The sequence below is a fragment of the Caulobacter sp. P4_E5 genome, assembly GCF_056401555.1.
In genome coordinates this window covers 24,535-51,104 of record NZ_JBFUJD010000028.1, presented here as the reverse complement: position 1 = coordinate 51,104, position 26,570 = coordinate 24,535, and the positions used below count along the sequence as shown (strand labels likewise).

Sequence of the window (26,570 nt, the reverse complement as noted above, 5' to 3'; positions counted from 1 at the left end):
GCTATAAGGACCTCCCAAGTCTGGAGCGCCCATGAAGCCGGCCCGGGGCCTGTCCTCGACCTTGTTCAGCGACCCGCATCCCACCGCCTATCTGGCGGCCTTCGCGGCCGTGATGGCGACGGCGGTGGCGCGGCTGTACCTGCCCGAGGCCTTCACCGCCCCGTCGTCGTTCCTGCTGTTCGTGCCGGCCGTGCTGGTCAGCGCGGCGCTGGGCGGCTTGGCCCCCGGCGTGTTCGCCACCACCTTCGCCTGGGGCAGCGTCTGGTGGGTGACGCGCGACATCCCGTTCGACCTGGTCAGTGGCCTCAGCGCCGCGATCTTCCTGTCGGTCGGTTTCGGCATGGCCGTGGGCGGCGGCTGGTTCCACGCCGCGCGACGGCGGGCGGCGGCGATCAACGACCACCTCCGCTCGATCCTGGACACCGTGCCCGACGGCGTGGTGGTCATCGACCGCGCCGGGATCATGACCTCGTTCAGCCCGGCCGCCGAGCGGATGTTCGGCTGGACCGCCGCCGAAGCCATCGGCCGCAACGTCAACACCCTGATGCCCGAGCCGCACCACACCGCCCACGACGGCTATATCCAGCGCTACCACGGCACCGGCGAGCGGCGGATCATCGGGGCCGGCCGCGTCGTGGTCGGCCAGCGCCGGGACGGCTCGACCTTCCCGATGGAGCTGGCGGTCGGCGAGACCAAGGGCTCGACGCCCTCGTACACCGGCTTCATCCGCGACCTGACTGAGACCCAGGAGACCGAGACCCGTCTGCAGGAGCTGCAGAACGAGCTGGTCCACGTCTCGCGCCTGACGGCCATGGGCGAGATGGCCTCGACCCTGGCCCACGAGCTGAACCAGCCGCTGTCGGCCATCGCCAACCTGCTGACCGGCTCGCGCCGCCTGATCGACCGGGGCCGCGAGGCCGACCAGGCCAAGGTGCGCGAGGCCATCGACAAGGCCGCGACCCAGGCGCTGCGGGCCGGCGACGTCATCCACCGGATGCGCGACTTCGTGCGTCGGGGGGCCAGCGAGCGCGACGTCGAAAGCCTGTCCAAGCTGATCGAGGAGGCCAGCGCCCTGGCCTTGATCGGCGAGAAGGACCGCCAGGTCGACGTGCGCCTGGCCCTGGATCCCGCCGCCGACGCCGTCTACGCCGACCGGGTCCAGGTGCAGCAGGTGCTGCTGAACCTGATCCGCAACGGCATCGACGCCATGCAGGACGGCAACAGCCGCCGCCGGGCCCTGCTGATCACCAGCGACGTCACCGAGGAAGGCTGGTCGCGGGTCAGCGTCGCCGACACCGGCCCCGGCATCGCCGACGAGGTGCGCGATCGCCTGTTCCAACCGTTCATGACCACCAAGCCGCAGGGCATGGGGGTGGGCCTGTCGATCTCGCGCTCGATCATTGAGGCGCACGGCGGGCGCATCTGGGCCGAAGCCAATCCCGGCGGCGGCGCGTTGTTCCGCTTCACCCTGCCGCCGGCCGATCAGAAGGAAACCGTCGATGACTGACGCACACGTCGTACACGTGGTCGACGACGACGAAAGCGCCCGCGAGTCGCTGGCCTTCCTGCTGGAGTCGGCCGACTTCGAGGTCGTGGCCTATGCCAGCGCCCCGGCCTTCCTCGACGCCCTGCCGGACGCCAAGCCGGGCGTCGTCGTCACCGACGTCCGCATGCCCGAGATGAGCGGCCAAGAGCTGGTCGCCCGGCTGGCGGCCCTGAAGGTCAAGATGCCGATCATCATGATCACCGGCCACGGCGACATCCCGATGGCCGTCGAGGCCATGCGCTCGGGGGTCGTCGACTTCATCGAGAAGCCATTCTCGGAAGCCCGGATGCTGGACGCCCTGAACCGCGCCATGAAGGCCGCCGAGGCCGCGCCGGTCACCGACGACCAGGCCGCCGTCCTGCATCGCCTGGAGACCCTGTCCGAGCGCGAGCGCCAGGTGCTGGACGGCGTCGTCGCCGGCCACGCCAACAAGGTCATCGCCCGCGAGCTGGGCATCAGCCCCCGCACCGTCGAGATCTACCGCGCCAAGCTGATGACCAAGATGCAGGCGGATAACCTGGCGGCGCTGGTGCGGATGACGCTGTCGGTGCGGGGGGGATAGGGACTCTCTCGAACCGCACAAATCTCGTGTCATCCCGGCCGCAGCGAAGCGGAGAGCCGGGACCCAGGGCAACCGCGTCGCGCCGGCCCCTGGGTCCCGGACAGCGCTACGCGCTTCCGGGATGACACGGGTTTCGCAGAGATTTGGCGAGCACCTCCCCCAACCGCACGCTCAGCGCGTCGCCCAGCAGCGGCTTCTCCACCAGCGACACGCCGCCCAACCCGCGCCGCCGGAACCGCTCCACGTCGCCGGTCAGGACGATGGTCGGGCTCTCTCCGAGGTCCGGCAACGCCACGCCGCCGTCGTCGATCACCACGGCCGCCACGGGTCGCTCGTCCGGCCGCGCGACCACCGCATAGCCCTCGGTCTCCAGCGAGAAGCGCAAGGCCTCGCGCAGGGGCTCGTCCTCGACGAGCAGCAGGATCAGGGGACAGTCGGACATGGCCGCCAAGATGACCCTGGAAGGCCGCCGAGACCTTGATCGGCCTCAAACCAGGCCCGTCCGCAGCGCCGCGTAAGGGGGTTTCCTTAGGCGCGGCTCCCGAATGTCGCGGGCGCGCGAAAAGGCGCAAGACCCTAGCAACAGAAGGGTCTTTCCATGCTGTCTCCGCTCCGCATCGACGCCGTCCCCATGGCCCTGGACCCCGTGCTGGCCCTGCCAGGCGCCTGCCCGCGCTTCGCCCGCGACGAGGAGATCTTCGGCGAGGGCGAGGCCGCGACCCACGTCTACCAGGTGATTTCCGGCGCGGTGCGCACCTACCGCATCCTGCGCGACGGCCGCCGGCAGATCGACGAGTTCCACTTCGCCGGCGACTATTTCGGCCTGGAGATGGGCGACACCCACCGCGTCACCGCCGAGGCGATGAGCGACGCCAGCGTGCGGATGATCCGCCGTGGGGCGCTCAGCGACCTGGCCGCGACGCGTGGCGACGCGGCGCGCGCCCTGTTCCGCCTGACCGCCGACGGCCTACGGCGCAGCCAGGACCACGTGCTGATGCTGGGCCGCCGCTCGGCGCTGGAGCGGGTGGCGGGCCTGCTGCTGGACATCGCCGAGCGCACCCACGCCGACGCCGAGCTGGACGTGCCGATGAGCCGCCAGGACATGGCCGACTATCTGGGCCTGACCATCGAGACCGTCTCGCGCGCCCTGACCAGCCTGCGGGACGAGGGCCTGATCGCGCTGCCGACGGTGCGCCACGTAGTGCTGAAGGACCGGCGGGCGCTGGAGCGGATGGTCAGCTGAGCTTCCCCACCCAAAGCAACATTCATGTGTCATCCCGGCCGCAGCGAAGCGGAGAGCCGGGACCCAGGGGCCGCCGCACGGGGCTTGGCCCCTGGGTCCCGGACAGCCTCTGCGAGGCTTCCGGGATGACACGGGATTTGAGCTTCGAAGGGCTTGCCCCTCAAACACCCCCCTCGTCGCTCCGCTCCAGCCCGGCGATCGTCGCCTCCTCGCGCGGACCGCCCTTGTCGGCCGAGCGCAGCATCGCCTGGCGCAGGGCGTAGGCGAGCAGCGCCGTCAGGATCATGGCGTTCAGCACGAACGGCCCCCAGCCGATCTTTTCGTAGAGCAGCACGAACAGCGGCGCGACCACGACGTTGAGGCCGTTGATCGCCGCGATCGCCCCGGCCGCCCCGGCCTGGTCCTTGGCGTCGACCGACAGCGAGGCGCCGGCCGTGAACCCCGGGCGGGCGAAGCCGTAGCCCAGGCTGGCGACGGCGTAGCCGATGGCGACGGCGGCGTAGTCGGGGGCGAAGGCGACGATGATGTTGCCCAGGGCCGCCGCGGCGACGCCCCAGCGCATCAGGTCGCGCGGCCCCATGCGGAACATGCGGATCAGGCCCCACTGGGCCAGCAGGCCGGCCACGGCCCCAGCCGCCATGGCCAGGGTGATGAAGCCCTGGGCCTTGACCGGCGGCAGGCCCAGCTTGTCGATGATCAGAAAGCCCAGGGTCTGGGTCTGGGCCGTCTGGCACGAGGCGACCAGGAAGCCGAAGATCAGGAACGGCTTCAGCCGCGGGTCGCGCCACGGGGCCGCGCCCTGGCCGCGCCAGGGAAGACCGAACCGGCGGCGCGGCGGCGTCTCGCCCCGGCCCGGCTTGAAGGTCTCGGGCAGGCCGCGCTGGACGACGACCAGCATCACGGCCGCCATCGCCGCAAAGGCGAACATCGGCCCGGCCAGGCCCACGAACGGCAGCACGAACAGCGGCGCCAGCAGAGGCCCGACCACGGTGCCCAGGCCGAAGGCGCCGGCCAGGGTGGCCATGGTCTGGGTCCGCTCGTCGCGGCTGGTCCGCTCGGCCATATAGGCCTGGGTGGCCGGATTGGCGGCCGAGCCGAAGCCGCCGAACAGGGCGCGCGACAGCAGGAACAGGCCGAAGATCACCATCGGCGGCGCCAGGTGGCGCAGGCCCGCCGAGACGACGATGGCGCACAGGGTCATGGAAACGCAGAAGCCGGCCAGGCCCAGCAGGATCAAAGGCTTGCGCCCGCGCAGGTCCGACTGCCGGGCCCAGAACGGCGAGGTCACCGCCCACAGCACCGCCGACAGCGAGAATATGCCCGCCACCAGAGCGTCCGGTATGCCGATCTGGCGGCCGATCGCGGGCAGCACAGACAGCATGCCGGTGTTCCCCATGGCGGTCGCGACCGACACGCCGAAGAGGATCGCGAACGCGCCGCGGTTGGCCCGGGCCTCTGGAGTCTCCCCACTCATCAAACAACCGTTAGACCCGAGCGATGGCCGGCGCAACGTGTCGCAGGGCGAGCGCCCCATGCCCCCGGGGGGCGAGAACCTTGGATTAATCATTAACCCCGATGATGCGCCGTCAGTCTCGGGGTCGGCCTAACCACAATGTTCCAGATCATCGGCATCGTCCTGCTGTTCGGCATGGTGTTCGGCAGCTACCTGATGGGTGGCGGCAAGATGGACGTGATCCTTCACGCCGCGCCGCACGAACTGATGGCCATCCTCGGGGCCGCCGTCGCCGCCTTCCTGATCTCCAACTCGATGACCGTCATCAAGGGCACGGTCGGTGGCTTCGGCAAGATCTTCAAGGGCCCCAAGTGGAAGGCCGGCGACTATCGCGACCTGCTGTCCCTGCTGTTCCTGCTGACCAAGACGATGAAGTCCAAGGGTGTCATCGCCCTGGAAAGCCACATCGAGAAGCCCCACGAGAGCACGATCTTCGCCCGCTATCCGAAGGTCACCCACGACCACTTCGCCGTCGACTTCATCTGCGACACCCTGCGGATGATGACCATGAACCTGGAGGATCCCCACCAGGTCGAGGACGCGATGGAAAAGCAGCTCGAGAAGCACCACCACGAGGCGCTCGAGCCGGCCCACGCCTTGCAGAGCATGGCCGACGCCCTGCCGGCCCTTGGCATCGTCGCCGCCGTGCTGGGCGTCATCAAGACCATGGGTTCGATCACCGAACCGCCGGCCGTCCTGGGCGGCATGATCGGCGGCGCCCTGGTCGGCACCTTCCTCGGCGTGTTCATCGCCTATGGCATCGTCGGCCCGATGGCCACGCGCCTGCAGGCCGTCGTCAACGAGGACGGCGCCTTCTACAAGATCATCCAGGCCGTCCTGGTCGCCCACCTGCACGGCAACGCCGCCCAGATCTCGGTCGAGATCGGCCGCGGCCACGTGCCCAGCCCCGCCCAGCCCAGCTTCGCCGAGCTGGAAGAGGCCCTGGGCCAGATCCCGCCCGAATAGGTCGGCGTCCAGCGTCCTTGGCGAGGCAGGTTAGCGCCTCGTAACTTGCACCGGCTTTCGAACCGGTATTCCTTTCGCGCAAAGCCGTCGCCGACCAGGCGCCGGCCAGCAAGGGAAGCCTCATGAGCACGATCCGCAAACTCCTCATCGCCGGCGTGGCCGTCTCGGCCCTGTCGCTGGCCGCCTGCGGCGGCAAGCATGACGAGGCCGAAGGCGACAGCGCCGCCGCCAAGGCCGCCGCCGCCGACGCCAGCACCGTGACCGACGCCGCCTCGGCCAAGGAACAGGCCGCCGCCGACGCCAACAAGGCCGCCACGGACGCCGCCGCCGCCCCGGCCGACCCGGCGGACGCCGCCACCCAGACCGCCAACGACGCCGCCGCCACCGGCTCGACCCAGGCCCCGGCCGCCGCCTCGGCCACCGCCGCCGCCGACGCCGCGCCCAAGCCGGAAGAGAAGAAGYCGGCGCACTAGGGACTTACGGGTTCCACTCAAATCCGATCTCCCCGGCGAAGGCCGGGGCCCAGATCGAACCCACCCGCGCCCTTCGTCGGAACTCGGCGGAGGGCGCTTTTACGTCTGACGCACCGGATGAATCTGGGCCCCGGCCTTCGCCGGGGAGGTCGGGTGTTGGGGAGACAGACTTGACGCCCACCGCCCCGCGGCGCTCTAGCAGGCGCCATGGATCCCACCGCTCCTCAAGACGGGTCACCGCTGGTTTGGCGTGAGGACGGCTTGCCGCAGTCCAGCCTGTACGGCGATGTCTATTTCTCCAGCGTCGATGGCCTGGCCGAGACGCGGGCGGTGTTCCTGGCCGGTTGCGGCCTGCCGGAACGATTCTCCGAGCACCGGGACTTTGTGGTCGGCGAGCTGGGCTTCGGCTCGGGCCTCAACATCGCCGCCCTGCTGGACCTGTGGCGGCGCGAACAACCCCCTAAAGGCAAGCTCCACATCTTCTCGATCGAGGCCCATCCGCTGGCCAGCGACGAGGCCGCCCGGATCCTGGCTCACTGGCCCGAGCTGGGCGACGCCGCTCAGGTGCTGCTGGACCACTGGCCGGGCCGGGCGCGCGGCTTCCACCGGATCGACCTGCCCGGTTTCGACGCCGTGCTGGACCTGGCGGTCATGGACGTGGTCGAGGCGCTGGAGGCCTGGGACGGGGCGGCCGACGCCTGGTTCCTGGACGGCTTCTCGCCCGCCCTGAACCCGGCCATGTGGCGCGACGAGGTCCTGGCCGCCGTCGCCGCCCGCTCCGCGCCCGGGGCTCGCGCGGCGACCTTCACCGTGGCGGGGGCGGTGCGGCGCGGCCTGCAGGCGGCCGGTTTCGAGATCGCCAAGCGCCCCGGCTTCGGCCGCAAGCGCGAGCGGCTCGAGGCCTGGCTGCCGGGTGAGCGCGCGGTCACGCCGCGCCCCAAAAGCCTCGCCATCATCGGCGGCGGGATCGCCGGCGCCGCCCTGGCGCGCGCGGCCCGCGCCGAGGGGCTGGCCGTGACCGTGATCGACGATCCTGACAGTGTCGCCGCCTCCGGCAATCCGGCCGCCCTGGTCACCCCGGCCCTGGACGCCGGCGGCGGCCCCCGCGCCGGCCTCTACGCCCAAGCCCTGGCCCGCGCCGCGGCGCTGTACGAGGCCGAGCCCGGCGCGGTGATCGCCCGCGGCGTGCTGCAGCTGGCCACGACCGAACGCGACGCCGCCCGCTTCGCCAAGGTGGCCGGGCAGGAGCTGTTCGAGCCCGGCGCCATGACCGCCTTGTCCCCCGACCAGACCGCCGAACAGGTCGGCGCCGAAATCCCGGCCCTGGCCATGGCCTCCAGCCTGGTCGTCGCGCCGCCGGTGGTCACCGCCGCCTGGACCGGCGCGGTCGTGCGTCGACGCGTCGCCAGGCTGGAGCGCGATGGGGACGGATGGCGGCTGCTCGACGAGGCCGGCGCGCTGATCGTCCGCGCCGACCGCGTGGCCCTGGCGAGCGGCGCGGCGACGGCGGCCCTGATGCCCGGCGTCGCCTTGCGTCTGGTGCGTGGCCAGGCCAGCTGGGCCGAGAGCGTCTCGACCGCGCCCGTCGCGTTCGGCGGCTATGCGATCCCCACGCGGTTCGGCGTCCTGTTCGGCGCCACCCACGACCGGGACGAGACCGCCGTCGACGTCCGGCCCGAGGACCACGCCCGCAACCTCGACACCCTGGCCAAGGGCCTGGCCGCCCTGGCCAAACAGCTGGCCGGCAAGGCGTTCCAGGGCCGGGCCGCGATCCGCGCCACCACGCCGGACCGGGCGCCGCTGGCCGGGATCCGCGACGACGGGGCGCTGGTGCTGACAGGCCTGGGTTCGCGCGGCTTCTGCCTGGCGCCGCTGCTGGCCGAGCACTTGATCGCGCGGATGCTGGACCTGCCCTCGCCCCTGCCGCGCCATTTGTCGCACCCGCTGGACCCTGGGCGTTTCGACTCGCCCGGCGCGCGTATCGGCGTATAATCGAACACTGTTCTTTGGAGTGCGCGCCACCGCTCTTCGGGTTCGCGCGTTCCTGTTTGATGAGGCCGGCGCCCCATTGCATGCCGGCCGCATGACGGCGGTCCTCCGCCCTCTTGGCCCGCCGGATCTGACGCTCCCGACGCCCCATCGGGAGCGTCTTTTCGTTCAGCGCCCTCTTCCAGCTTAAAGCGCAAAGAAAAAGGGGCCGGCCTTGCGGCCAGCCCCCAGATCTTTCGATCTTGATCGTCTTAGAAGTTGATCGAGACCGTCGAGCGGCGGTTCAGCGGTTCCTTGACACCATCGCCAGTGGCGACGGCCGGAGCGCTTTCGCCCTTCCAGTCGACCGACAGGGACGTGGCGGGCACACCCAGGCCAGCCAGACCGTCAGCCACCGCCTTGGCGCGGCGTTCCGAGAGCTTCTGGTTGTACTTGTCCGAGCCCGAGGTGTCAGTGTGACCCGTCACCACGACCTTGGTCGCGTTGCCGCCCTTGGCGTAGTCGGCGGCCTGCTGGACCACGGCCTGGGCTTCCGGCGTCAGCACGTACTGATCGAACGGGAAGTAGACCACGAACTCACGCGCCTCGTAGGCCGGAGCAGCCGGAGGCGGCGGCGGCGGGGGAGGCGGCGGRGGCGGAGGCGGCGGGGGAGGCGGCGGCGGGGGCGGGGGAGGCGGCGGGGGCGGCGGCGACCCGAAGGTGTACCGCAGGCCCAAGGTCACCGAAGTATCCTTGTAGCGGCCCGAGAACGTGCCGACGTCGGTGATGGCGCCGCCAGCCGGACCGGCGTTCTGCGTCACCGAGCCCCAGTCGAGCTTGGTGGTGCGCAGGTAGCGGCCGGTCAGGTCCAGCGACCAGTTCTGGGCGAAGTTCCAGCCCAGGCCGATGATGCCCTGCATGGCGAACGCCTGGTCGACGTCGTCGAAGCTGGTGTTCTGGTAGATCGCCGCGCCGGTCGGAACGCCCGACAGCTGGCCATAGACCTTGTTATGCACCCAGGCCGTACCGACGCCAGCGCCGATGAACGGGTTCAGGGCCGAGTTGGGGGCCGCGTCGAAGATGACGTTGGCCATCAACGTGGAGGCCTTCCACTTGCCGTCCGGCTCGCCGCAGGTCGGGGCGGCCGAGGTGCGACCCACGCCGGCGGTGCAGAGACCGATCGGCTGAGCCCCGCTCGCGCCACCGGCGCCACGCACGCTCTGCACGTCGCTGGGTCGGTAGCCGTATTCGGCTTCGACACGCCAGTTCGGCGTGAACTTGTAGCCGAGGCGACCGAAGGCGGCCCAGTCCTTATCGGTGGAGAAGTTCCACTGATAATTGTTGGTGGAGGTCGCCTTGACGTCCGCTGGCTCATGATAGCCCGCGTCGGCCGCAACGTACCAACCACTTGTCGCGCTTTGGGCTAAAGCGCCGGAGGCCGCGCCCAGCGCAACCGCCGCGACGCCGACCAGCAACCGCATTTTCATATCCAAACCCTCTTGTTCGTATGTCGCGGGTCCGACATGTCCCCGGAACCCTGCACGACAAACGCGCCATCTAACAATTCGGGTGTGGCAAATGCGCCACAAAATGCGCTCATTATGAAGTTATCACGACGCAGCTCCCGCCGCAGTGACGCTTAGCTTGGCCGGAAAACTGTGCGGGTTTGTCGCAAGTAGCGGAGATTGCAGAAGAATTCGCCATTGGTCATACTTCTTGCGTGGGGCGAGTGGAGTATGGCCGTGAGTATTGAACAGTTCCCCCTGGCTTCCGAGGAACCCAACGCCATGGCCGGCGGCGAGACGCCGAACGCCTTCGTCAACGCCGATTCGCGCACGGGCGTCGTGGCGGGCAAGCCCAGCCTGACCGTGCCCGAGGCCGCGCTGCAGCTGCTGCGCAGCGAGCCGGGCTGGTCCAACGCCTTCAACGTCGGGGCGACGGTCAGCTACGCCTTCCGCGCCACCGCGCCGACCACCATGCCCAGCGACACGGGGGGCTTCTCGTCCTTCAACGCGGCCCAGATCCTCCAGACCGAGAAGGCCTTGGCGGCCTGGTCGGACGTCGCCAACGTCACCTTCACGCGCGTGGGCGCGGGGACCGGCGAGGCGGCCTATAGCAACAACGCCGCCATCCTGTTCGGCAACTACAGCTCGGGCGAGTCCGGCGCGGCGGCCTTCGCCTACTATCCGGGCAACTACGCGGCCACCAGCAGCTCGGGCGACGTCTGGGTCAATTCCAGCCTGAGCTACAACACCAGCCCGACCGGCACGAACTATGGCGGCATGGTGCTGGTCCACGAGCTGGGCCACGCGATCGGCCTGGCCCATCCGGCCGAATACGACGCCAGCGCCGACACGACCCTCACCTACGCCAGCGACGCCGGCTATTACGAGGACAGCCGCCAGTACACGGTGATGTCCTATTTCGGCGAGTCGAACACCGGCGGTTCGTTCAGCGGGACCTACGCCTCGTCTCCGCTGCTGGACGACATCGCCGCCGCTCAGCTGGCCTACGGCGCCAACATGACCACGCGGACGGGCGACACGACCTACGGCTTCAACGCAACGGCAGGCCGCGACTGGTTCAGCGCTGCGTCGTCGTCGACCAAGCTGGTGTTCGCCGTCTGGGACGCCGGCGGGACCGACACCTTCGACTTCTCCGGCTACAAGGTCGCCCAGACCATCGACCTGCGCGCGGGCTATTTCTCCAGCGTCGGCGGGCTGACCGGCAACGTCACCATCGCCATCGGCGCGACGGTCGAGAACGCCGTCGGCGGTACGGCGGCCGACATCATCAACGGCAACGCCGCCGTCAACCGGATCACGGGCGGCCAGGGCGCGGACACGCTGGACGGCGGCTTGGGCCTGGACACGGCGATCTATGCCGGCAAGGCCTCGGCCTACGCCATCATCGCCAACGCCAACGGCGGCTGGTCGGTGCGCGACAACGGCGGGACCGACGGGATCGACAGCGTCATCAACATCGAGACCCTGGCCTTCACCGACAAAGCGGTGTCGCTGGTCGATAGCCGGGTCGCCTCGGCCATGGCCAGCGTGCTGCGCCTGACGGCCCTGTCGAGCGGCGCGGACGCCATGACCAAGAGCCTGGGGGCCGCCATGGCCTCGGGGACCAGCTACGCCGACGCCATCACCCAGGTGACCAAGGCGGCGATCTCGACCAGCGCGGTGGCCGCCCTCTCCTACCAGTTCTTCACCGGCAAGACGCCGACGGTGGCGGGCATGGACTATCTGGTGGCCCCGGACGGCGCCAACGCCAACAACCTCAACAGCGCCTACTACCAGTCGTTCAACATCGAGAACCGCTACATCAACTTCGCGGTCAATCTGGGCAAGATCGGCGAGGGCGCGGCCAGCTTCAGCAGCGCCTATGGCGGCCTGTCGCTGTTCGACGCCACCCGCAAGGCCTATGCCGCGATCTTCGGCCTGACGCCGACGGACGACAAGATCCACGCCCTGATCGACGGGCGCGCGGACTACTTCAACGCCTACGGCCAGGACGGGGTGAATGGTCAGGGAACGAAGGCGGCCATGATCGGCTGGCTGATCGCCGAGGCCGAGAAGGCCGACATCGGCGTCTACGCCAAGTCCGCCGACGCCTTCTTCGCCGACCAGGTCACCCACAACGTTTATGGCGTCGACCTGATCGGGACCTACGCCAAGCCGGAATACAACCTGGTCTGAGGGCGGACCTCTGACGAACGGCGCGGCGGCGGGCCTTGGCTCGCCGCCGTTTTCGCGTGGACTGAATCCAATTTCCGCCACGCGCGTTCTCCAGCCAGGAGACCGCCATGCCCGCCGACACCCAGACCCACCGCTTCACCGTCCGCGCCCGCCACCTGCACGGCCACCACGCCCGCGCCCTGGACGAGCCCAGCCCCGAGGCGGCGGCGGCGGCCTATCTGGAGGACTTCGCCCACGACCCTGACGACGACGCCACGGTGGCGGTCATCGTCCGCGACGAGGCGACCGGCCGCGAGCAGTGCTTCCGGGTGGACCTGACGACCGGCGAGACGGCGCCCTGCGGCTGATCGCTCAGCCCTGATGGCCAAAGCCGATCGCCACGACCATGAAGCTGACGACGCAGGCGACCACGAACACCACGGCGATGAGCAGGGCCTGAGCGCCGAAGCGCTGTTTGGGACGTGGCTGACTCATGGCCGGCTCCCTCAGCGGCCGTGAGGCCGGTCCTTTGGCTTGTCCTTGGGCATGGCTTTCAGGACGTCCAGCGCCTGCCACGGCTTGCCCTTGACCAGCACGCCGGCGGCCAGGCCCGCGACGAAGGCGCCGCTGGGATGGGCCTGGACCAGGTCGACGATCCGCTGTTCCAGCGGCGGGCGCTTGTGCTTGGCGCGGTGCTGCTTCTGGAGGAGGCTCCAGACCGTCACCGTGACGCCGGCCAGGGCCGCGACCACGACATAGGCCCAGGCCGGGCCGGTGTGCGGCGCCAGGAACGCGTAGATGGCCATGGCCCCGGTCACGCCAGCTATGCCCGCCGCCATGATCAGCCCGGCCCCGGCCATCAGCTTCGAGATCAATGTGTCGATGAAGTCGTCCAGCATCCTTCAGCCTCCAGCATGTCGCTGGGCTTCAACGCCGGAGATGGGGTTTGGTGGCGGGGCGCCTTCACGCGCGCCGGGCGGACAATGCCCGGCGCGCTCGAAAGCCGCTCGGCTACATCTTGTACTGGAACGACAGATAGTAGCTGGGGCCGGTCGACGAACTCATCTGCCAGCGGCTCTTGTCGATCAGATAGGCCTTCTCCTCGGCGTTGTTGAGGTTCATGGCCGCGAAGGACAGGCTGAGCTTCTCGTTGATGTTGTAGCCGAGGTTAAGGTCGAACTGGGTGCGCGAGGCGACCGTGTGGCCCAGCGGACCGGCGAAGAAGCTCTCCACCGAGGTCTGGTCATAGGCGCTGCGGTAGTTGGCCGACAGGCGGGCGCTGAAGGTCTGGTTTTCCCAATAGACCGTGCCGTTGGCGGTGTGCTCCGACAGGTTGGCCAGCTTGAAGCCGGTGGTCGAGGTCGCCGGGCTGACGTGGGTGTAGTTGGCGACCAGGCCGAAGCCGGCGACGGGCAGCCAGGCGTCGAGCGACTGCTGCCAGTTCAGCTCGTAGCCCTTGATCGTCACCTCGCGCGTGTCGTTCTGCGTCTCGGTGATCGAATAGGTGTCGCCGGCGCTGGAGCCGCAGACGCCGCTGGCGTCCTTCGACAGGCCGACGCCCTCGTAGGTGGTCGGGCAGATCACGGTGGTGAAGGTGCCGTTCTTGACCTTCTTGGTGAAGAAGCCGGCGCTCAGCCCGTTGCCCTTGCCGTAGTACCATTCCAGGCCGACATCGATCTGGTTGGCGGTCAGCGGGTTCAGCGAGCCCTGGCCCAGGGCGATGGTGTTGATCCGCTTGCCGGTGCTGTCGGTGGTGGTGGTGACGGTGGTGGCCAGCTGGTTGCTGGAGTCGATGATCGGGCGGACCAGCACCTTGGCGGCCGCGAAGCGCAGCAGCAGGCTGTCCGTCAGGTCGACGCTGAAATTGGCCGACGGCAGGGTGTTGTCGTAGGACTTCGGCGTGGAATAGCGGCCGCTGACCAGGCGCACTTCGGTGTTCTTCGGGTTGGCCGCGCCGCCGACGAAGCCATTGACGGTCTGGTCGGTGCTTTCGCGGCGTACGCCCACATTGCCGCGGAACGGCAGCGAGAAGACCTCGCCCTTCAGATTGGCCATCGCGTAGAGCGAGGTCAGATCACGATCGACATTGTAGCTGCCCAGCGGGTCGAAGGCCTCGTAGACCTTGAAGCCTTCCTGGGCCAGGGCGTCGCGATAGGCCTGGATGCTGGGCGAGATCCAGCTGCCCGGCAGACTCATGCCGCCATCCAGGAAGTCGGAAACGGCAAGGCCGGTCTTGGCCAGGCTGGGGGCGAAGGCGACCGGGACGCTCTGGTCCTGGCGGTCGAAGCGGTTGACGTGGCGCTTGAGCACCTCGTGGCGGGTCTTGGCCCCGACCACGATCGACTCCAGGGCGCCGTAGTCGATGTAGCGCTTCACATCGAACTGGGCGGCCTCTTCATACGAGTCGACCGTCCGGTAGGCGCCGGTCGGATAGGTGTTCCGGAACAGGTTGGCCGGCGCGTACTGGGCGGCGTCGGTCAGCGCGTTCGAGGGGGTGAAGACGATGTTCTTGGGATCGCTGATGTCCAGCGTCGCGCTGGGCACGACCACGCCCAGGATCGCGGCCTCCTCGTTGAAGATCGCGTGGCCCCGCGAATAGTGGGCCGTCCCCTTGAGGTCCCACCGGTCCCAACCGGTCCAGTGGACGTCCGTCGTGAAGGCGCCGGTCGACTGCGGGCGGCTCTCGAACTGGTGGTTGTTCTCGAGGCGGAAGTTGTTGATCTGCGTCTTGGTGGCGGTGTTGTTGGCGCTCGCCAGGGTCACGACATTGGCGGCCGAGGGGCTGGTGAACAGGAACACCTGCTGGTGCAGGTCCTGGGTGGTCTTGTCCTTGGCGTAGGTGGCGATCACGTCGACCTGCAGGCCGTCGATCGGCTTGTACTGGACCGCGCCGTTGATCATGCTGCGCTTGGTCTCGCGCTCGATGCGGCGAAAGCGCAGGCGGGCCGGGGTGTAGACGCCGCTGTTGACGGTCCAGCGGTCCATCCAGACGTAGTCGCCGCGATCCTTCAGCTCCTGATAGCCGCCGCCCAGGAAGACGGCGAGCTTGTCGTCGAAGAAGTGGTCGACATAGGTCGCGCTGAGCTTGCCGGTCGGATCGCCCTTGGCCTGCTTCTGCTTCTGCAGCTTGCCGGCGAGAATGAACTGGCGGCCCTTCACGTCGAACGGATGGACGGTGTCGATATTGACCGTGCCGGCCAGGCCGCCGGCGTCCATGTCGGCGGTCGGCGACTTGATCACCTGGATGGCCGAGGCCAGCTCGGTCTGGATCACGTCGTAGCGGAAGCCGTCGGTGAAGTTGGCGCTCTTGAAGGTCTGGCCGTTGACCGTGGTCATCGCATATTGCGGGCCCAGGCCGCGGATGCTGATCGTCGAGCCGCGCCCGTTGATATTGGAGATCTGGACGCCAGGGATGCGCTGGATGGCCTCGGCGATGTTCTCGGACGGGAACTTGCCGATGTCCTCGGCCGAGATGCCGTCCGACACCCGGATGTCCTCGCGCTTGGCGTTCAGGGCGGTGGCCAGGCTCTTGCGGAAGGCGGTGACCACCACTTCATCGACGTCGCCCGCGGGCTCGGCCGGGGCCGGGGCTGGCGCGGTCTGGGCCGAAGCGACGCCGGTCAGGCAGGCGCCCGCCAGCAGGGCCAGAAGGAATGCCTTCCGGCGGTCGACGCCGACCGTCGTACGCGAGTGACGCATCATGATGGTATCCCCTCAAGTCGATGAACCCGGCCGCCGCGCCATTCGGCGTCGGACGTCCGGTACAAACAAAAAAGAGCGGACCATTTAGAGACCTATTTGGCGCCGCTTCGGGGGCCAAACTAGGTCGGAGCGGGCGGTGGCCAAAGGGAACAACCCGTTATTCTGGATGATCTTTTTGCTACGGCCGCGCATTAGGCGCCTGAGGCAGAGGTCATAGCGCGCGGGAAAAGGCCGCCTTCACGGGCTTAATGATCATATTCATAGGCTTAATGGTAATCGAGAGCCGGCCATTCACCTGCTTCGACAATACCAATTTAATGCCTTTTTTGCGACCAGCCGGCGCTCGCCGGCCCCAGCGGCCTGGCAAGCTTCCCCGCCACGGAAAGGGCGCGGGACAAAGGCGTGGAAGGCGGCGCGGCCAAGCGTCGGCTCGAACGCCCCACACCAAGCGTCTTCATGGCGTCACCGTGATGGAGATGACGGCCGARGCGTCGCGCCCCTCGAAATCGCTGATGATGTAAGGGATCTGGTCGGAGCCCACATAACCCGCCTCCGGCCAATAGGTGACCTGGTTGCCTGACCGCGAGATCACGCCGTGGCTGGCGGTCATCGTGCCGATGATGATGAACCCGCCATCGTCACTGTCGTTGGCCGTCGGGCTGAAGGTCACGTTGCCGTTCTTGGCGACCGTGACACTGTCGTTCACCGCCGTCGGCGGCAGGTTCGGCCCCTTGAGCACGTTGACCGACATGGTTCCGGTCGCCGTGCCGCCGCGACCATCGCTGACCGTGTAGGTGAAGCTGTCCGCGCCAAAGTAGTAGCCGCTCGACAGATAGGTGATCTGGTTGGGGCCGGTCTTGGTCGCCGTTCCGTGCGCCGGCGTCGAGACGCTGGTGATGGTGACCGGGTCACCATCCGGATCGCTGGCGTTCGGCCCCACCGTTCCGGGATACTGCCGGTTGGTCACGATCGAGCCATCCGGCGCGACCGGATTGTTGTTCGGCGGCGGCGCGATGGTGATCCGGATGGTGGCCGACGCGCTTTGGCCATGCGTGTCGCTGATGGTGTAGGCGATCTGAGCTTGCCCGTAGTAGCCGGCGTCGGGCCAGAAACTGATCTCGTTGCCGCTCTTCCAGATCGTGCCGTGCGTGGCGACAGGCGTGCCGATAACCAGGAAGTTGCCGTCGGCGCTGTCATTGACCAACGGGTTGAGGGTGAAGGTCCCGTTGGCTTGCATCGACACATAGTCGTCAACCGCCTTGGGCGGCAGATAGGCCCCCATGTTGACGGTCACGTTCACCGTGCCGGTCGTGGTCGCGCCTTTGGCGTCGGCCACCGTGTAGGTGAAGCTGTCCGCGCCGTAATAGTAGCCGCTCGAGGTGTAGGTGATCTGGTTGCCGGTCTTGGTCGCCACCCCATGCGCGGGTGTCGAAACCGCAGTGATGGAAACGGCGTCACCGTCTGGATCGCTGATGCTGGGCGTGAAGTTGACCGCCGCCAGACGCGTCGTCGTCACCGCGCCGTTCGGCGCGACCGGCGGCGTATTAGGCTTGGGCCCGACGGTGACCGTCACGCTGGATGAAGCCGAGCCGCCCTGCCCGTCCGAGACGACGTAGGTGAAGCTGTCCGAGCCCGAATAGCCGCTCGCCGGCGTATAGGTGACCTTGCCATTGGCGATGACCACCAGGCCATGGTTCGGCTGAGCGACCGACGCGATCGTCAAGCCATCGCCATCCGGATCGCTGTCATTGGCCAGGACGTCGATCACCGTAGCCTCGCCGTAGGTCGCGGCCGCGACGTCGGCGACCGCGACAGGCGTTCGATTGGGAGAAAACTGAACGGTGAGGGTCACGGTGGCCAACGCGGTCGCACCCTTACCGTCGGAGACGGTGTACCCGAAACTGTCGGCGCCGCTGTAGCCGGCCGCGGCGGTATAGGTGATCTTGCCGCCGGCCATGACGGCCGAGCCGTGGGCCGGAGAGGTCACCGCGGTGATGGTCAGCGGATCATTGTCCGGGTCGGTGTCGTTGGCCAGGACGTCGATCGTGGTGGCGGTGCTGGACCACGTCGACACTGGCCCGTCATTGGCCGCCGAAGGACTGCGGTTGGGCGCGACGATATCGATCGTCACGAACGCGCCGCCGCTGATGCCGTGATTATCCTCGACGACGTAGTAGAAGCGCTCCTGCCCCACATAGCCGAGGTTTGGCCGGTAACGGATGGTCGACCCGTTGAGGATGGCGGCCTGGCCGTGGGACGGTCCCACGGTGCGCGTGATCGTCATTGGATCGCCATCGGGCTCGCTGTCATTGGCCAGGAGATCGGTGAGCAGGATCTCACCGTCCTTGACCACGCTGTAGGGCCCGTCATTGACCGCCTGTGGGGCATGGGCTGGATCACCGCCGACGCGGACATAGGCCGTGGCCGTCGCGTTTCCACCGCGGCCATCGCTGATCGTATAGCTGAAGCTGTCCGGACCCGAATAGCCGCTGGTGGGCGAATAGCGCAGATGCTCGGGATAGGTGCTGACGCGCGTCAGCGACCCGTGGGCCGGTGGGGCGAAGGACGAAATCGTGATCGTGTCGCCCTCCGGATCACCGTCGTTGGACAGCACCATCATCATGACCGTGGTGTTGAACGGCACGGACGCCGGGTCAGCGGCGCTGAAGTCGTTCTGGGCGACCGGCGCGTTGTTGGTCGAGGCGGGCGGGCCAGCATTCACCGTGATGAAGACATTGCCCCCGCCATTGGCCCCTTGGGTGTCACGCGCCGTATAGGTGAAGCTGTCGGCGCCGACATAGTCTTGATGAGGCGTATAGACCAGGAGCGTGTCGCTGGCCTTGGTCAGCGCGCCATGGGCCGGCTGGGTGTACGCGCCGATCACCAGAGGGTCGCCATCGGCGTCATGGTCGTTGACCAGCGGCCAGACGTTGACGCCGGTATTTTGGCTGGTCGCGACCGAGTCCTGGGTCGTCTCGGGATAGTTGTTGCCGATCCGCACCCAGACTCGCCCGGTGGCGCTGCCGCCCCGGCCGTCGGAGACGGTGTAGGGAAAATCCTCGACGCCGTTGAAGCCGTCGGCGGCGGGGAAGTAGCGGATGGTCCCTTGGCTCGTGTCGAGATAGCCATGCTGAACAGGGCCGGCCGAAGCGATCGAGAGCGTGTCGCCGTCCGGATCGCTGTCGTTGTCGAGCACCCGGATGATCGGTGTGCTCCAGCCCGCGGCATAGGGGATGGCGATGCGAGCATTCGGCCCGCCGTCATCGGTCGCGATCGGGGGGCGGTTGCTCCCGCTTGTTGGGGGGGCGTTGTACTGGAGCGCTACCGTACCCGTGGCGAAGCCGCCACGACCATCGGCGACCGTGTAGCTGAAGCCGTCCGTGCCGACAAAACCCGCGATCGGGACATGGCTGACACCCGCCGCCGTGAAGCTGGTCGCGCCATGCTGGGCGGCAGATACAGCGGTCACGGTCGGCGTGTCGCCGTCCGGATCGCTGGCGAGGACGGCCACATTGATCGAGAAGGGTTCGTCCTTGTTGAGCTTCACCCGCGAAATATCGCTGGCGACAGGCGAACGGTTCGTCGGCTTGACGGCGCTATAGAGCCGGAAATCACCAACCCCAAGAGCGGCTCCCGCCTTGCGAAGCCGGACATAACGCGCCTGCACGCCGCCCAGGGTCAGAGTGCTATAGACGCCCGGGCTGGCGCCGCCGATAGTCGGACCGGGGGTCCAGACCGATCCATCCAGCGAGTACTCAAGCAGCGCGCTGTTCAGCGCCTGTACGCCGCCGCCGGTCAGCGAACGATCGGGCGGGGCGATGTCGACGTGATTGATCAGCTTCTCGGCGCCGAGGTCGGCGGTGATCCAATTGGCGCCTTGGGCCTGGGTGATATGGGCCGAATTCACGCCCTGGAAGCTCAGGTCCCTCATCGACGCCGGCGCGCCCAGGCCGGAGAAGCCGCCGCCATTGCTCGACGCCGAGAAGGCGACCGGCTCGAGCTCGATACCCGGCGCGCCGTTGCTCAGTTCAAGCCGATTGCCGGCGGCGTCATACTTGTAGACGACCTGTCTACCATCGCCTTCCTTGGCCCGGGTCACACGGCCGAGCGCGTCGTAGCTATAGGTTGTGGTTTGAGAGAAAGCCGAGGCGGACGCGCAAGTCAGCATCAGGACGGCCGCGGCCCGTCCACAAAACCTCAGCATGAGTCCCCCACATACCCAGCAACCCTGGAGCGCACAATCTGTGATGGCGGCAAGCTTGGCAATAGAGCCAAGGCGAAATTGCTTCACGGCCCTCACCGCGATCAGCGTGGCCAGGCGCCCACGCCGATCGCGTCGTTTCAGGGATAGAGGGTCAAGTTGACAATGGTCGAGGACTGCAGGCCAAAGCCATCGGTGATCGTGTACTCGAAGTTGTCGTTCGCGAAGGATGGGTGCGGTGTGAAGATCACCTTGCCATCCTGAACGACGACGCTGCCGTGGAGCGGCTGCCTGACCGACTCGATCGAGACCTTGTCACCATTGCCGTCGGAGTCGTTGATCAGGACGTCGATCGTGATCGGACCGATGCTGCGTCGTGATGTCACCCAATCCTGATTGGCCTTGGGAGGCTCATTCGGACCGATGTTGACGTAGACAGCGGCCTCGGCCACCCCGCCCTTTCCGTCCGAGACCGTATAGGTGAACCAGTCCGTACCGAAGAATCCAGCAGGCGGGGTGAAGGTCACGGTGTTGTTCGGTCCGAGCGCCAGGGTCCCGTTGCGCGCGCCCTGGGCCGATATCACCGTCAAGGGGTCACCGTTCGGATCGCTGTCATTGTCGAGGAGCTTGGTCAGAACATTGGTTCGACCACCGGTCGCGCTCGCTTGGTCGGCGCCAGTTTTTGGCGAACGGTTCGCGCCCGCGCCAACCGTAACAAAGGCGGTCGCGTAGGACGCGCCACCCGATCCATAGACCGAATAGACAAAGCTATCCTCGCCGACGAACCCAGGATCTGGACAGTATCGAACACCACCACCTTGATTCACAGAAACAGACCCATGCGTCGGCTTGATATAGAAATAGCTGTATTCGGTCTCTGACGAGACAAAGATGAAGTCGTTGCTTGCAAGGGAATATGAAACGCAAGCGCCTACACTTGTCTGAAACCTATCATCGACGGCGAGAGGCCACATGTAAGGCGATATCTCGGGATCGAACCGCACCTTGATGAAACTCGTGGCGGAACCGCCGTTACCGTCATTGACCGTATAGTTGAACGTGTCTTCGCCATTCGAATTGTAGCCGTTCGGCGTATAGATGATGAAAGATCCGCTGGCCTCCACGCGTCCCCGCGTTGCCCCCCAAACCCTCTCAACGGTGAGCGGGTCATTGTTTGGGTCGGTAACATAGTTGGGGATATAGAGCGCTGTGCGTCCCGTGCCGGGGATATAGTCGTCGCCACCGCGCGCGACCGGCGGATAGTTGACCGCGCTGACCGTGATCGAGACCAAGGCCGTGGCCTGACCGCCACGGCCATCGTCGACCGTGTAGCTGAAGCTGTCTGGTCCGCGGTAAGCGTTGGTCGGATAGTAGGTCATGGTATTGCCCGATCGCACGACCAAGCCATGCGCGGGATTGGTCACCGACACCACGCTGAGCGCGTCGGCTTCGGGATCGGTGTCATTGGCCAGGACATTGATCGCGACCTGCACATTCTCCTTCGTCGTGACCACGTCGTTTGCCGGCCTGGGAGCCGTATTGGGCTGAATACTCAACTCCACCGTGGCCCAGACTTCGGCGCCGCGATCGTCCGTGACCGAATACCGGAAGCTGTCGGGACCGGAATAGTCGGTATTCGGGGTGTAGGCGTAGCCGCCTGGCGCGTTCTCGACCCTGCCATGTTGCGGCGGCCGCATGTCCCTCACGCGAAGCGCGTCACCGTCCGGATCGCGATCATTGGCCAAGACCGGCAGCGGCGATTGCTTGTTCGACTTGATCAGGAACAGGTCGTCGCTCGCGACGGGCCAATGATTGTTCGTCAAGGCCAGTTCCACATAGGTCGAGGCCGTTCCACCCTGGTCGTCGGCGATCGTGTAGGTAAACCTCACGACCCCTGGCGTTGACGGATCGGGCGTGAAGTCGATAGCCATGCCGCTCCCGATGACATTAACCTTCCCGTCCACGAATGACGTGCCCTCGAGATTGGTCAAAGGCGTCACGGCGATGATCCGCAAGGGGTCGCCATCTTCATCCGTGTCGTTGTCCAGGACCGGCAGGATGGTGAACGTGTCGCGCGGCACGGAGTAGCCCTCGACGCGGGCGGTCGGCCAGCGGTTCTGTACGCGGACCGTGACGCTCACCGTCCCCGAGACACTGAAGCCACGACCGTCGGCGATCGTGTAGCCGAAGCTGTCGGGGCCGGAGTAACCGCTCGTCGGCGTGTAGGTGATCTTGCCGTCGGCGATCGCGGCCGTCCCGTGCCCCGGGACGGTGACGGCGGTAATCGTCAGCGGATCGCCGTCGGGGTCGTTGTCATTGGCCCGGACATCGATGGTCTTGGCGGTGTTGAACGAGACGGTCACCACGTCGCTGGTCGCCGTCGGCGCGCGGTTGGCCGCCTTGACCGTGATCGCCACCGTGGCGCTGGCCGTCCCGCCCTTACCGTCGGAGATCGCGTAGCTGAAGGTGTCCGGGCCGGCGTAACCGGTCGTCGGGGCATAGGTGATCTGCCCCGAAGCGACGACCGCGCTCCCGTGCGTCGGCGTGGTCACCGTGCTGATCGTCGGGGCGTCGCCGTCCGGATCGCTGTCGTTGGCCAGGACGGCGATGGTCTTGGCGGTCTCGAAGTCGGTCGCGGCGTTGTCGTCGACCGCCACCGGGGCCTGGTTGGGCTTGGGCTCGATGGTGAGGTTGACGGTCGCCGAGGCCATGGCGCCGCGGCCGTCGCTGATCGTGTAGCCGAAGCTGTCGGATCCGCTGTAGCCGGTCGCCGGTGTGTAGGTGATCTGCCCAGAGGCGATAACCGCCGCGCCGTGGGCCGGCGTGGTCACCGCGGTGATGGTCAGGACATCACCGTCCGGATCATTGTCGTTGACCAGGACGGCGATGGTCTTGGCGCTGTTGAAGGCGATCGTGGCCGCCTCGTCCGTCGCCGTCGGCGCGCGGTTGGCCTCTTGGACGGTGATGGACACACTCGCCGAGGCCGAGCCGCCTTTGCCGTCGGAGATCGTGTAGCCGAAGCTATCGGAGCCCAGATAGCCGCTGGTGGGGGTGTAGGTGATCTGACCCGAAGCGATCACGGCGCCGCCGTGGGCCGGCTGGGTCACGGCGCTGATGGTCAGGACGTCGCCGTCGGGATCGCTGTCGTTGGAAAGGACGGCGATGGCTTTGGCGGTGTTCAGCGATGTGGCGGCCGTGTCATTGGCGGCCGTCGGAACCTGGTTGATCTTGGACTTGACGGTGATGGACACCGTGGCGGTGGCCGAGCCGCCCTTGCCGTCCGAGACGGTGTAGGCGAAGGCGTCGGAACCAGAGTAGCCGCTGGCGGGCGTGTAGGTGACCTGTCCGCCGGCGATGACGGCGGTCCCGTGAGCGGGGGCGGTCACCGAGGCGATGGTCAGCGCGTCGCCGTCGGGATCGCTGTCGTTGTCGCGCACCGCCAGATAGGCCGGACTGTTGAAGGCTGTTGCATAGCTGTCGGCCGTGACCGTCGGGCTGGTGTTGGGCGGGGCGAGGACGGTGACGCTCACCACGCCATTGGCGCTGGCGCCATGGCCATCGACGATAGTGTAGCCGAAGCTGTCCGAACCGGCATAGCCGGCCGCCGGCGTATAGGTCACCGCCCCGCCGGAAGCGGTGGCCGTTCCGTGGGCCGGGGTTCCCACGCCGCTCAACGAGACGCTGTCGCCGTCGGCGTCGTAGTCGTTGGCCAGCACGCTGACTGAACGGGTCTGGCCGACAGGGACGGTAAGGCTATCGCCGACCGCCACCGGGGCGCGGTTGGCCTGGGGCAGGATGGTGAGGCTCACCGTGGCGGCGTCCGCCCCGCCCTTCCCGTCCGAAACGCCGTAGTCGAAACTGTCGGAGCCCGTGTAGCCGACGGCCGGAGTGTAGAGGATGGCCGAGCCGCTGACCTGAGCCTGGCCGTGGCGGGGCGGCGATGGCAGGGTCGGATTGAGCGTCAGCGTGTCGCCGTCGGCGTCGAAGTCGTTGCTGAGGACATAGATCGTCCGCGTCGTCCCATAGGCCACGTCGCTGACGGTGTCGGGGGTCGCGTCCGGATTGGCGTTGTTCGATGGCGGCGGCAGGCTGTTCTTGGGTCCGACCGTGACGTCGACCAGGGCCGCAGGACCCAGCCCACCCACGCCCCGCGCCTTGACCGTGAAGTCGGCGTCGCCCGAAAAGTTGGCCGCGGCTCGGTAGGTGACCCTATTGCCATTGAACGAGACGTCGCCCGACGGCGGCGCCTGACCCAGCTCCAGGCTGGAGTACGAACCGTCGACCACCAAGGTGATCGACTTTTCCCCTCCGGCCGGCGCCGTCAGCTTGCCTGGCTGCACCACGGGGGCGGGGGCGGCGTAGTTCCCGACATTGATGGTGATCGCGGTCGGCGGTGACAGCGAGTCGCCACGGCCGTCGATCGATTGGCCGTGACCATCCGTGATGATGTAGAGCGCCTTGACCGTGAAACCGGTCTGACCCGCGGGCGGGGTATAGATCAGGTAGTTGGACAGCAGCTCGTCGTTGGTCGGCCCCGCGCCGGCGCGGCTCAAGGTTCCCTTCACCGGGAAAGCTGGATCGCGATCATCCATATTCGCGCTGATCACGGTGATCGGATCATGGTCCTGATCCTGCGCGCCGACCGTTGGATTGAAACTGAAGGGCTCGCCGGCCCGGATGTTGTAGGTCTGGGCCAGCGCCGTGGGCGTGCGGTTGCCATCCGCCTTGATCGTTACATTGATTGGCGCGCTGACGGTTCCGCCGCGCCCGTCCGAGACGGTGTAGCTGAAACTGTCATCCCCCACATAGCCGGCGGTTGGCGTGTAGGTGATCATACGGCCCGTTAGATAGATTTCCGCCGAGCCATGCGCCGGCTGGACCAGGGCGGTGATGGTCAGGACATCACCGTCGAGATCGTTGTCGTTCTGGCGCGGATCGGCCGTTATCGTCGTGCCAACCGAGGTTTTCCACACGTCCGGCTCGGCGGTTGGACTTGTGTTGCCCGAGCCCACCACATTGACCTTCACCTTGGCGCTGGAAGCCCCGCCACGACCGTCACCGATTGTGTAGGTGAACTCATCCTGGCCGGTGAAATCGCCGCGCGGGGTATAGGTCAGGCTTCCACCGTCGCTCGCCCGGGCGACCGAGCCGCCTTGAATCGAGGAGCCCTGCACGGCGGTGATCGTCAGGATGTCATGATCGACATCGATGTCGTTGCCCCGGGGGTTATAGGTCAGGGCCTGACCCTTGCTGGTGGTGATCACATCATCAAAGGCCACCGGGGCGTTGTTGGCGGTCCCCGAGCGATAGACCCAGATGCTGACCCGGGCCATGGTCGCTTGGCCACGACCATCGCCGACCTGCACGATGAAATTGTCGTAGCCGGCAAACCCCTCAGGGGGGGCGTAGCGGAACCAAAGCCCGCCTAGCGGCGTCACCACCCCGCCCGCCGAGGTCGGCAGAACGGCGATGATGTTTAGCGGGTCATTGTCCGGATCACTGGCCACCATGACAAAGGCGTTGGCGGCGCCAACTTCGGTGGCCGCGCCAAGATCATTCACGATAGGCGGCCGGTTGGGCGCGTCCTTGACGGTGACGGTGACCTGGCCAACGGCGGTAGCGCCCTGGGTGTCGATCACGGCGTAGGAGAAGCGGTCGATCCCGTCGTAGGCCGCGTCGGGCTTGTAGGTGATGGCGGTGGCGGTGAAGGTCACTTGACCGTGAGCCGCGCCCGATCCGGCCGCGCTGATGCTGAGCGCGTCACCGTCGAGATCCCTGTCGTTGAAGCGCGGATCGAAGACCAAGGTTTGCCCTTTCAGGACCTCGACCTGGTCTTCCACCGTCACCGGCGAGCGGTTGGAGCGAAGGCCGCCGCTGTAGAGGCGGAAATCCCCGACCCCGACGAGGCCATTGGTCCGACGCAGGCGCACATAACGCGCCTTGCCGCCGCCCAGGCTGATGGTCTTGTAGACGCCGGGCGTCACCGTCCCCACGCTCGCCGCCAAGGCCCAGACGGCCGCGTCGTCGGAGATCTCGACCACGGCGCCGGTCAGCGCCGCCGCCCCTTGGGCCGTGACCGCCCCATCCGGTCCGGCCACACCCACCCGGTTGATCGACTGGCTGGCCCCCAGGTCGGCCATGATCCAAGCCGAGCTCTCGCTCGTCGTCACATGGCTGGTGGCCTTGGTGGCGAAACCCTGGTCACGCATGCCGTTGGTCGCGGTCAGGCCGGTGAAACCACCGGCGTTGGACGAGGCGGTGAAGGCCTTGACGGTCAGCTCGACACTGGGGACCCCGTCGCTTAGCGACAGGCGGTTGCCTGCAGCGTCATAGGCGTAGTTGACCGATCGGCCGTCGCCCTCGACAGCCTGAACCACCCGGCCCAGGGCGTCATAGCGGTAGGTGGTGGTCTGGGAAGAGGCCGAGGCCGCCGCGCAGGTCAGCACGAGGGCGACCAGCGTCCGCCCACAAAACCTCAACATGAGCCCCACACCCCTAAGCAACCCTAGGGAGCACAATCCAAGATCGCAGCAAGCTTGACAATAGGCCGCCGGGGGCTTTGACGCCAATCGTTCGGCGCTAACCCGTCTTCGCACCCGGCCCAGACGGCCTGAAACGACTAAGTATTAGCTAAATTTAACTGACCAACCCTATCCGTCAAATAGACATAGAAATTAGGCCAACATACCTCACAACGTTTGCCGCCTAAATAAAAA

General features: G+C 67.3%; 16 protein-coding genes and 1 pseudogene. 9 read left to right on the top strand and 8 right to left on the bottom strand.

Annotation, left to right across the window (positions count from 1 at the left end):
- Nucleotides 1–31: 31 nt before the first annotated feature.
- The 3 genes and pseudogenes from AC1DSO_RS11135 to AC1DSO_RS11125 all read left to right on the top strand — a co-directional run.
- Nucleotides 32–1,507 (top strand): PAS domain S-box protein, encoded by a 1,476-nt coding sequence (locus AC1DSO_RS11135; protein ID WP_477068880.1) that lies wholly within the window; start codon nt 32–34, stop codon nt 1,505–1,507.
- Entirely contained in the window at nt 1,500–2,108 is a 609-nt protein-coding gene (gene fixJ, locus AC1DSO_RS11130; protein WP_477068879.1) for a response regulator FixJ, read from the top strand. The genes AC1DSO_RS11135 and fixJ overlap by 8 nt, the downstream gene beginning before the upstream one ends.
- A 21-nt stretch (nt 2,109–2,129) precedes the next feature.
- Nucleotides 2,130–2,249 (top strand): annotated as a pseudogene (locus tag AC1DSO_RS11125) (hypothetical protein); the annotation flags it as partial.
- Here AC1DSO_RS11125 and AC1DSO_RS11120 read toward each other — a convergent pair.
- Nucleotides 2,215–2,550: a response regulator transcription factor gene (locus AC1DSO_RS11120; protein WP_477068878.1), complete on the bottom strand. Its 336-nt coding sequence runs from the start codon at nt 2,548–2,550 to the stop codon at nt 2,215–2,217. The pseudogene AC1DSO_RS11125 and the gene AC1DSO_RS11120 overlap by 35 nt on opposite strands.
- A gap of 156 nt (nt 2,551–2,706) precedes the next feature.
- Here AC1DSO_RS11120 and fixK point away from each other — a divergent pair, with 156 nt between their 5' ends.
- Nucleotides 2,707–3,351, top strand: a complete 645-nt coding sequence (gene fixK, locus AC1DSO_RS11115; RefSeq protein WP_477068877.1) for a transcriptional regulator FixK — start codon at nt 2,707–2,709, stop codon at nt 3,349–3,351.
- A 160-nt stretch (nt 3,352–3,511) separates the two neighbouring features.
- On the opposite strand, the gene AC1DSO_RS11110 is transcribed toward fixK, so the two are convergent.
- Entirely contained in the window at nt 3,512–4,825 is a 1,314-nt protein-coding gene (locus AC1DSO_RS11110) for an MFS transporter (protein ID WP_477068876.1), read from the bottom strand.
- 138 nt (nt 4,826–4,963) lie between these two features.
- Here AC1DSO_RS11110 and motA point away from each other — a divergent pair, with 138 nt between their 5' ends.
- From motA to mnmC2, 3 genes are all read left to right on the top strand, one after another.
- Nucleotides 4,964–5,830, top strand: a complete 867-nt coding sequence (motA, locus tag AC1DSO_RS11105) for a flagellar motor stator protein MotA (protein WP_477068875.1) — start codon at nt 4,964–4,966, stop codon at nt 5,828–5,830.
- 122 nt (nt 5,831–5,952) lie between these two features.
- Nucleotides 5,953–6,303, top strand: coding sequence for a hypothetical protein (locus AC1DSO_RS11100; protein WP_477068874.1), 351 nt, complete (start codon nt 5,953–5,955; stop codon nt 6,301–6,303).
- A 207-nt stretch (nt 6,304–6,510) separates the two neighbouring features.
- Nucleotides 6,511–8,295, top strand: a complete 1,785-nt coding sequence (mnmC2, locus tag AC1DSO_RS11095) for a tRNA (5-methylaminomethyl-2-thiouridine)(34)-methyltransferase MnmC2 (protein ID WP_477068873.1) — start codon at nt 6,511–6,513, stop codon at nt 8,293–8,295.
- Nucleotides 8,296–8,543: 248 nt separating this feature from the next.
- Here mnmC2 and AC1DSO_RS11090 read toward each other — a convergent pair whose 3' ends face one another.
- Nucleotides 8,544–9,758, bottom strand: a complete 1,215-nt coding sequence (locus AC1DSO_RS11090) for an OmpA family protein (protein WP_477068872.1) — start codon at nt 9,756–9,758, stop codon at nt 8,544–8,546.
- A gap of 300 nt (nt 9,759–10,058) precedes the next feature.
- On the opposite strand from AC1DSO_RS11090, the gene sapA reads away from it, so the two are divergent.
- Both sapA and AC1DSO_RS11080 read left to right on the top strand, forming a co-directional pair.
- Nucleotides 10,059–11,972 (top strand): protease SapA, encoded by a 1,914-nt coding sequence (gene sapA, locus AC1DSO_RS11085; protein WP_477068882.1) that lies wholly within the window; start codon nt 10,059–10,061, stop codon nt 11,970–11,972.
- Nucleotides 11,973–12,079: 107 nt separating this feature from the next.
- Nucleotides 12,080–12,319, top strand: coding sequence for a DUF5961 family protein (locus tag AC1DSO_RS11080; protein WP_477068871.1), 240 nt, complete (start codon nt 12,080–12,082; stop codon nt 12,317–12,319).
- A gap of 4 nt (nt 12,320–12,323) precedes the next feature.
- Here AC1DSO_RS11080 and AC1DSO_RS11075 read toward each other — a convergent pair whose 3' ends face one another.
- The 5 genes from AC1DSO_RS11075 to AC1DSO_RS11055 form a co-directional block, all read right to left on the bottom strand.
- Entirely contained in the window at nt 12,324–12,446 is a 123-nt protein-coding gene (locus AC1DSO_RS11075) for a hypothetical protein (RefSeq protein ID WP_477068870.1), read from the bottom strand.
- Between the two features lie 11 nt (nt 12,447–12,457).
- Nucleotides 12,458–12,850: a hypothetical protein gene (locus AC1DSO_RS11070; RefSeq protein WP_477068869.1), complete on the bottom strand. Its 393-nt coding sequence runs from the start codon at nt 12,848–12,850 to the stop codon at nt 12,458–12,460.
- 112 nt (nt 12,851–12,962) lie between these two features.
- Nucleotides 12,963–15,650 (bottom strand): TonB-dependent receptor, encoded by a 2,688-nt coding sequence (locus AC1DSO_RS11065; RefSeq protein WP_477068881.1) that lies wholly within the window; start codon nt 15,648–15,650, stop codon nt 12,963–12,965.
- Between the two features lie 457 nt (nt 15,651–16,107).
- Complete coding sequence (locus AC1DSO_RS11060) at nt 16,108–19,752, bottom strand: Ig-like domain-containing protein (RefSeq protein ID WP_477068868.1); 3,645 nt, start codon at nt 19,750–19,752, stop codon at nt 16,108–16,110.
- 242 nt (nt 19,753–19,994) lie between these two features.
- On the bottom strand, nt 19,995–26,336 hold the full coding sequence (locus tag AC1DSO_RS11055) for an Ig-like domain-containing protein (RefSeq protein ID WP_477068867.1): 6,342 nt from the start codon (nt 26,334–26,336) through the stop codon (nt 19,995–19,997).
- Between the last annotated feature and the right edge of the window lie 234 nt (nt 26,337–26,570).

What these genes read in the sequence shown, in the direction of transcription:
- AC1DSO_RS11120 (WP_477068878.1), bottom strand. Translation starts at nt 2,550, where the DNA reads ATGTCCGACTGTCCCCTGATCCTGCTGCTCGTCGAGGACGAGCCCCTG.
- AC1DSO_RS11135 (WP_477068880.1), top strand. Translation starts at nt 32, where the DNA reads ATGAAGCCGGCCCGGGGCCTGTCCTCGACCTTGTTCAGCGACCCGCAT.
- fixK (WP_477068877.1), top strand. Translation starts at nt 2,707, where the DNA reads ATGCTGTCTCCGCTCCGCATCGACGCCGTCCCCATGGCCCTGGACCCC.
- motA (WP_477068875.1), top strand. Translation starts at nt 4,964, where the DNA reads ATGTTCCAGATCATCGGCATCGTCCTGCTGTTCGGCATGGTGTTCGGC.
- sapA (WP_477068882.1), top strand. Translation starts at nt 10,059, where the DNA reads ATGGCCGGCGGCGAGACGCCGAACGCCTTCGTCAACGCCGATTCGCGC.
- AC1DSO_RS11070 (WP_477068869.1), bottom strand. Translation starts at nt 12,850, where the DNA reads ATGCTGGACGACTTCATCGACACATTGATCTCGAAGCTGATGGCCGGG.
- AC1DSO_RS11065 (WP_477068881.1), bottom strand. Translation starts at nt 15,650, where the DNA reads ATGCGTCACTCGCGTACGACGGTCGGCGTCGACCGCCGGAAGGCATTC.
- AC1DSO_RS11055 (WP_477068867.1), bottom strand. Translation starts at nt 26,336, where the DNA reads ATGTTGAGGTTTTGTGGGCGGACGCTGGTCGCCCTCGTGCTGACCTGC.
- AC1DSO_RS11075 (WP_477068870.1), bottom strand. Translation starts at nt 12,446, where the DNA reads ATGAGTCAGCCACGTCCCAAACAGCGCTTCGGCGCTCAGGCCCTGCTC.
- mnmC2 (WP_477068873.1), top strand. Translation starts at nt 6,511, where the DNA reads ATGGATCCCACCGCTCCTCAAGACGGGTCACCGCTGGTTTGGCGTGAG.
- fixJ (WP_477068879.1), top strand. Translation starts at nt 1,500, where the DNA reads ATGACTGACGCACACGTCGTACACGTGGTCGACGACGACGAAAGCGCC.
- AC1DSO_RS11110 (WP_477068876.1), bottom strand. Translation starts at nt 4,825, where the DNA reads ATGAGTGGGGAGACTCCAGAGGCCCGGGCCAACCGCGGCGCGTTCGCG.
- AC1DSO_RS11080 (WP_477068871.1), top strand. Translation starts at nt 12,080, where the DNA reads ATGCCCGCCGACACCCAGACCCACCGCTTCACCGTCCGCGCCCGCCAC.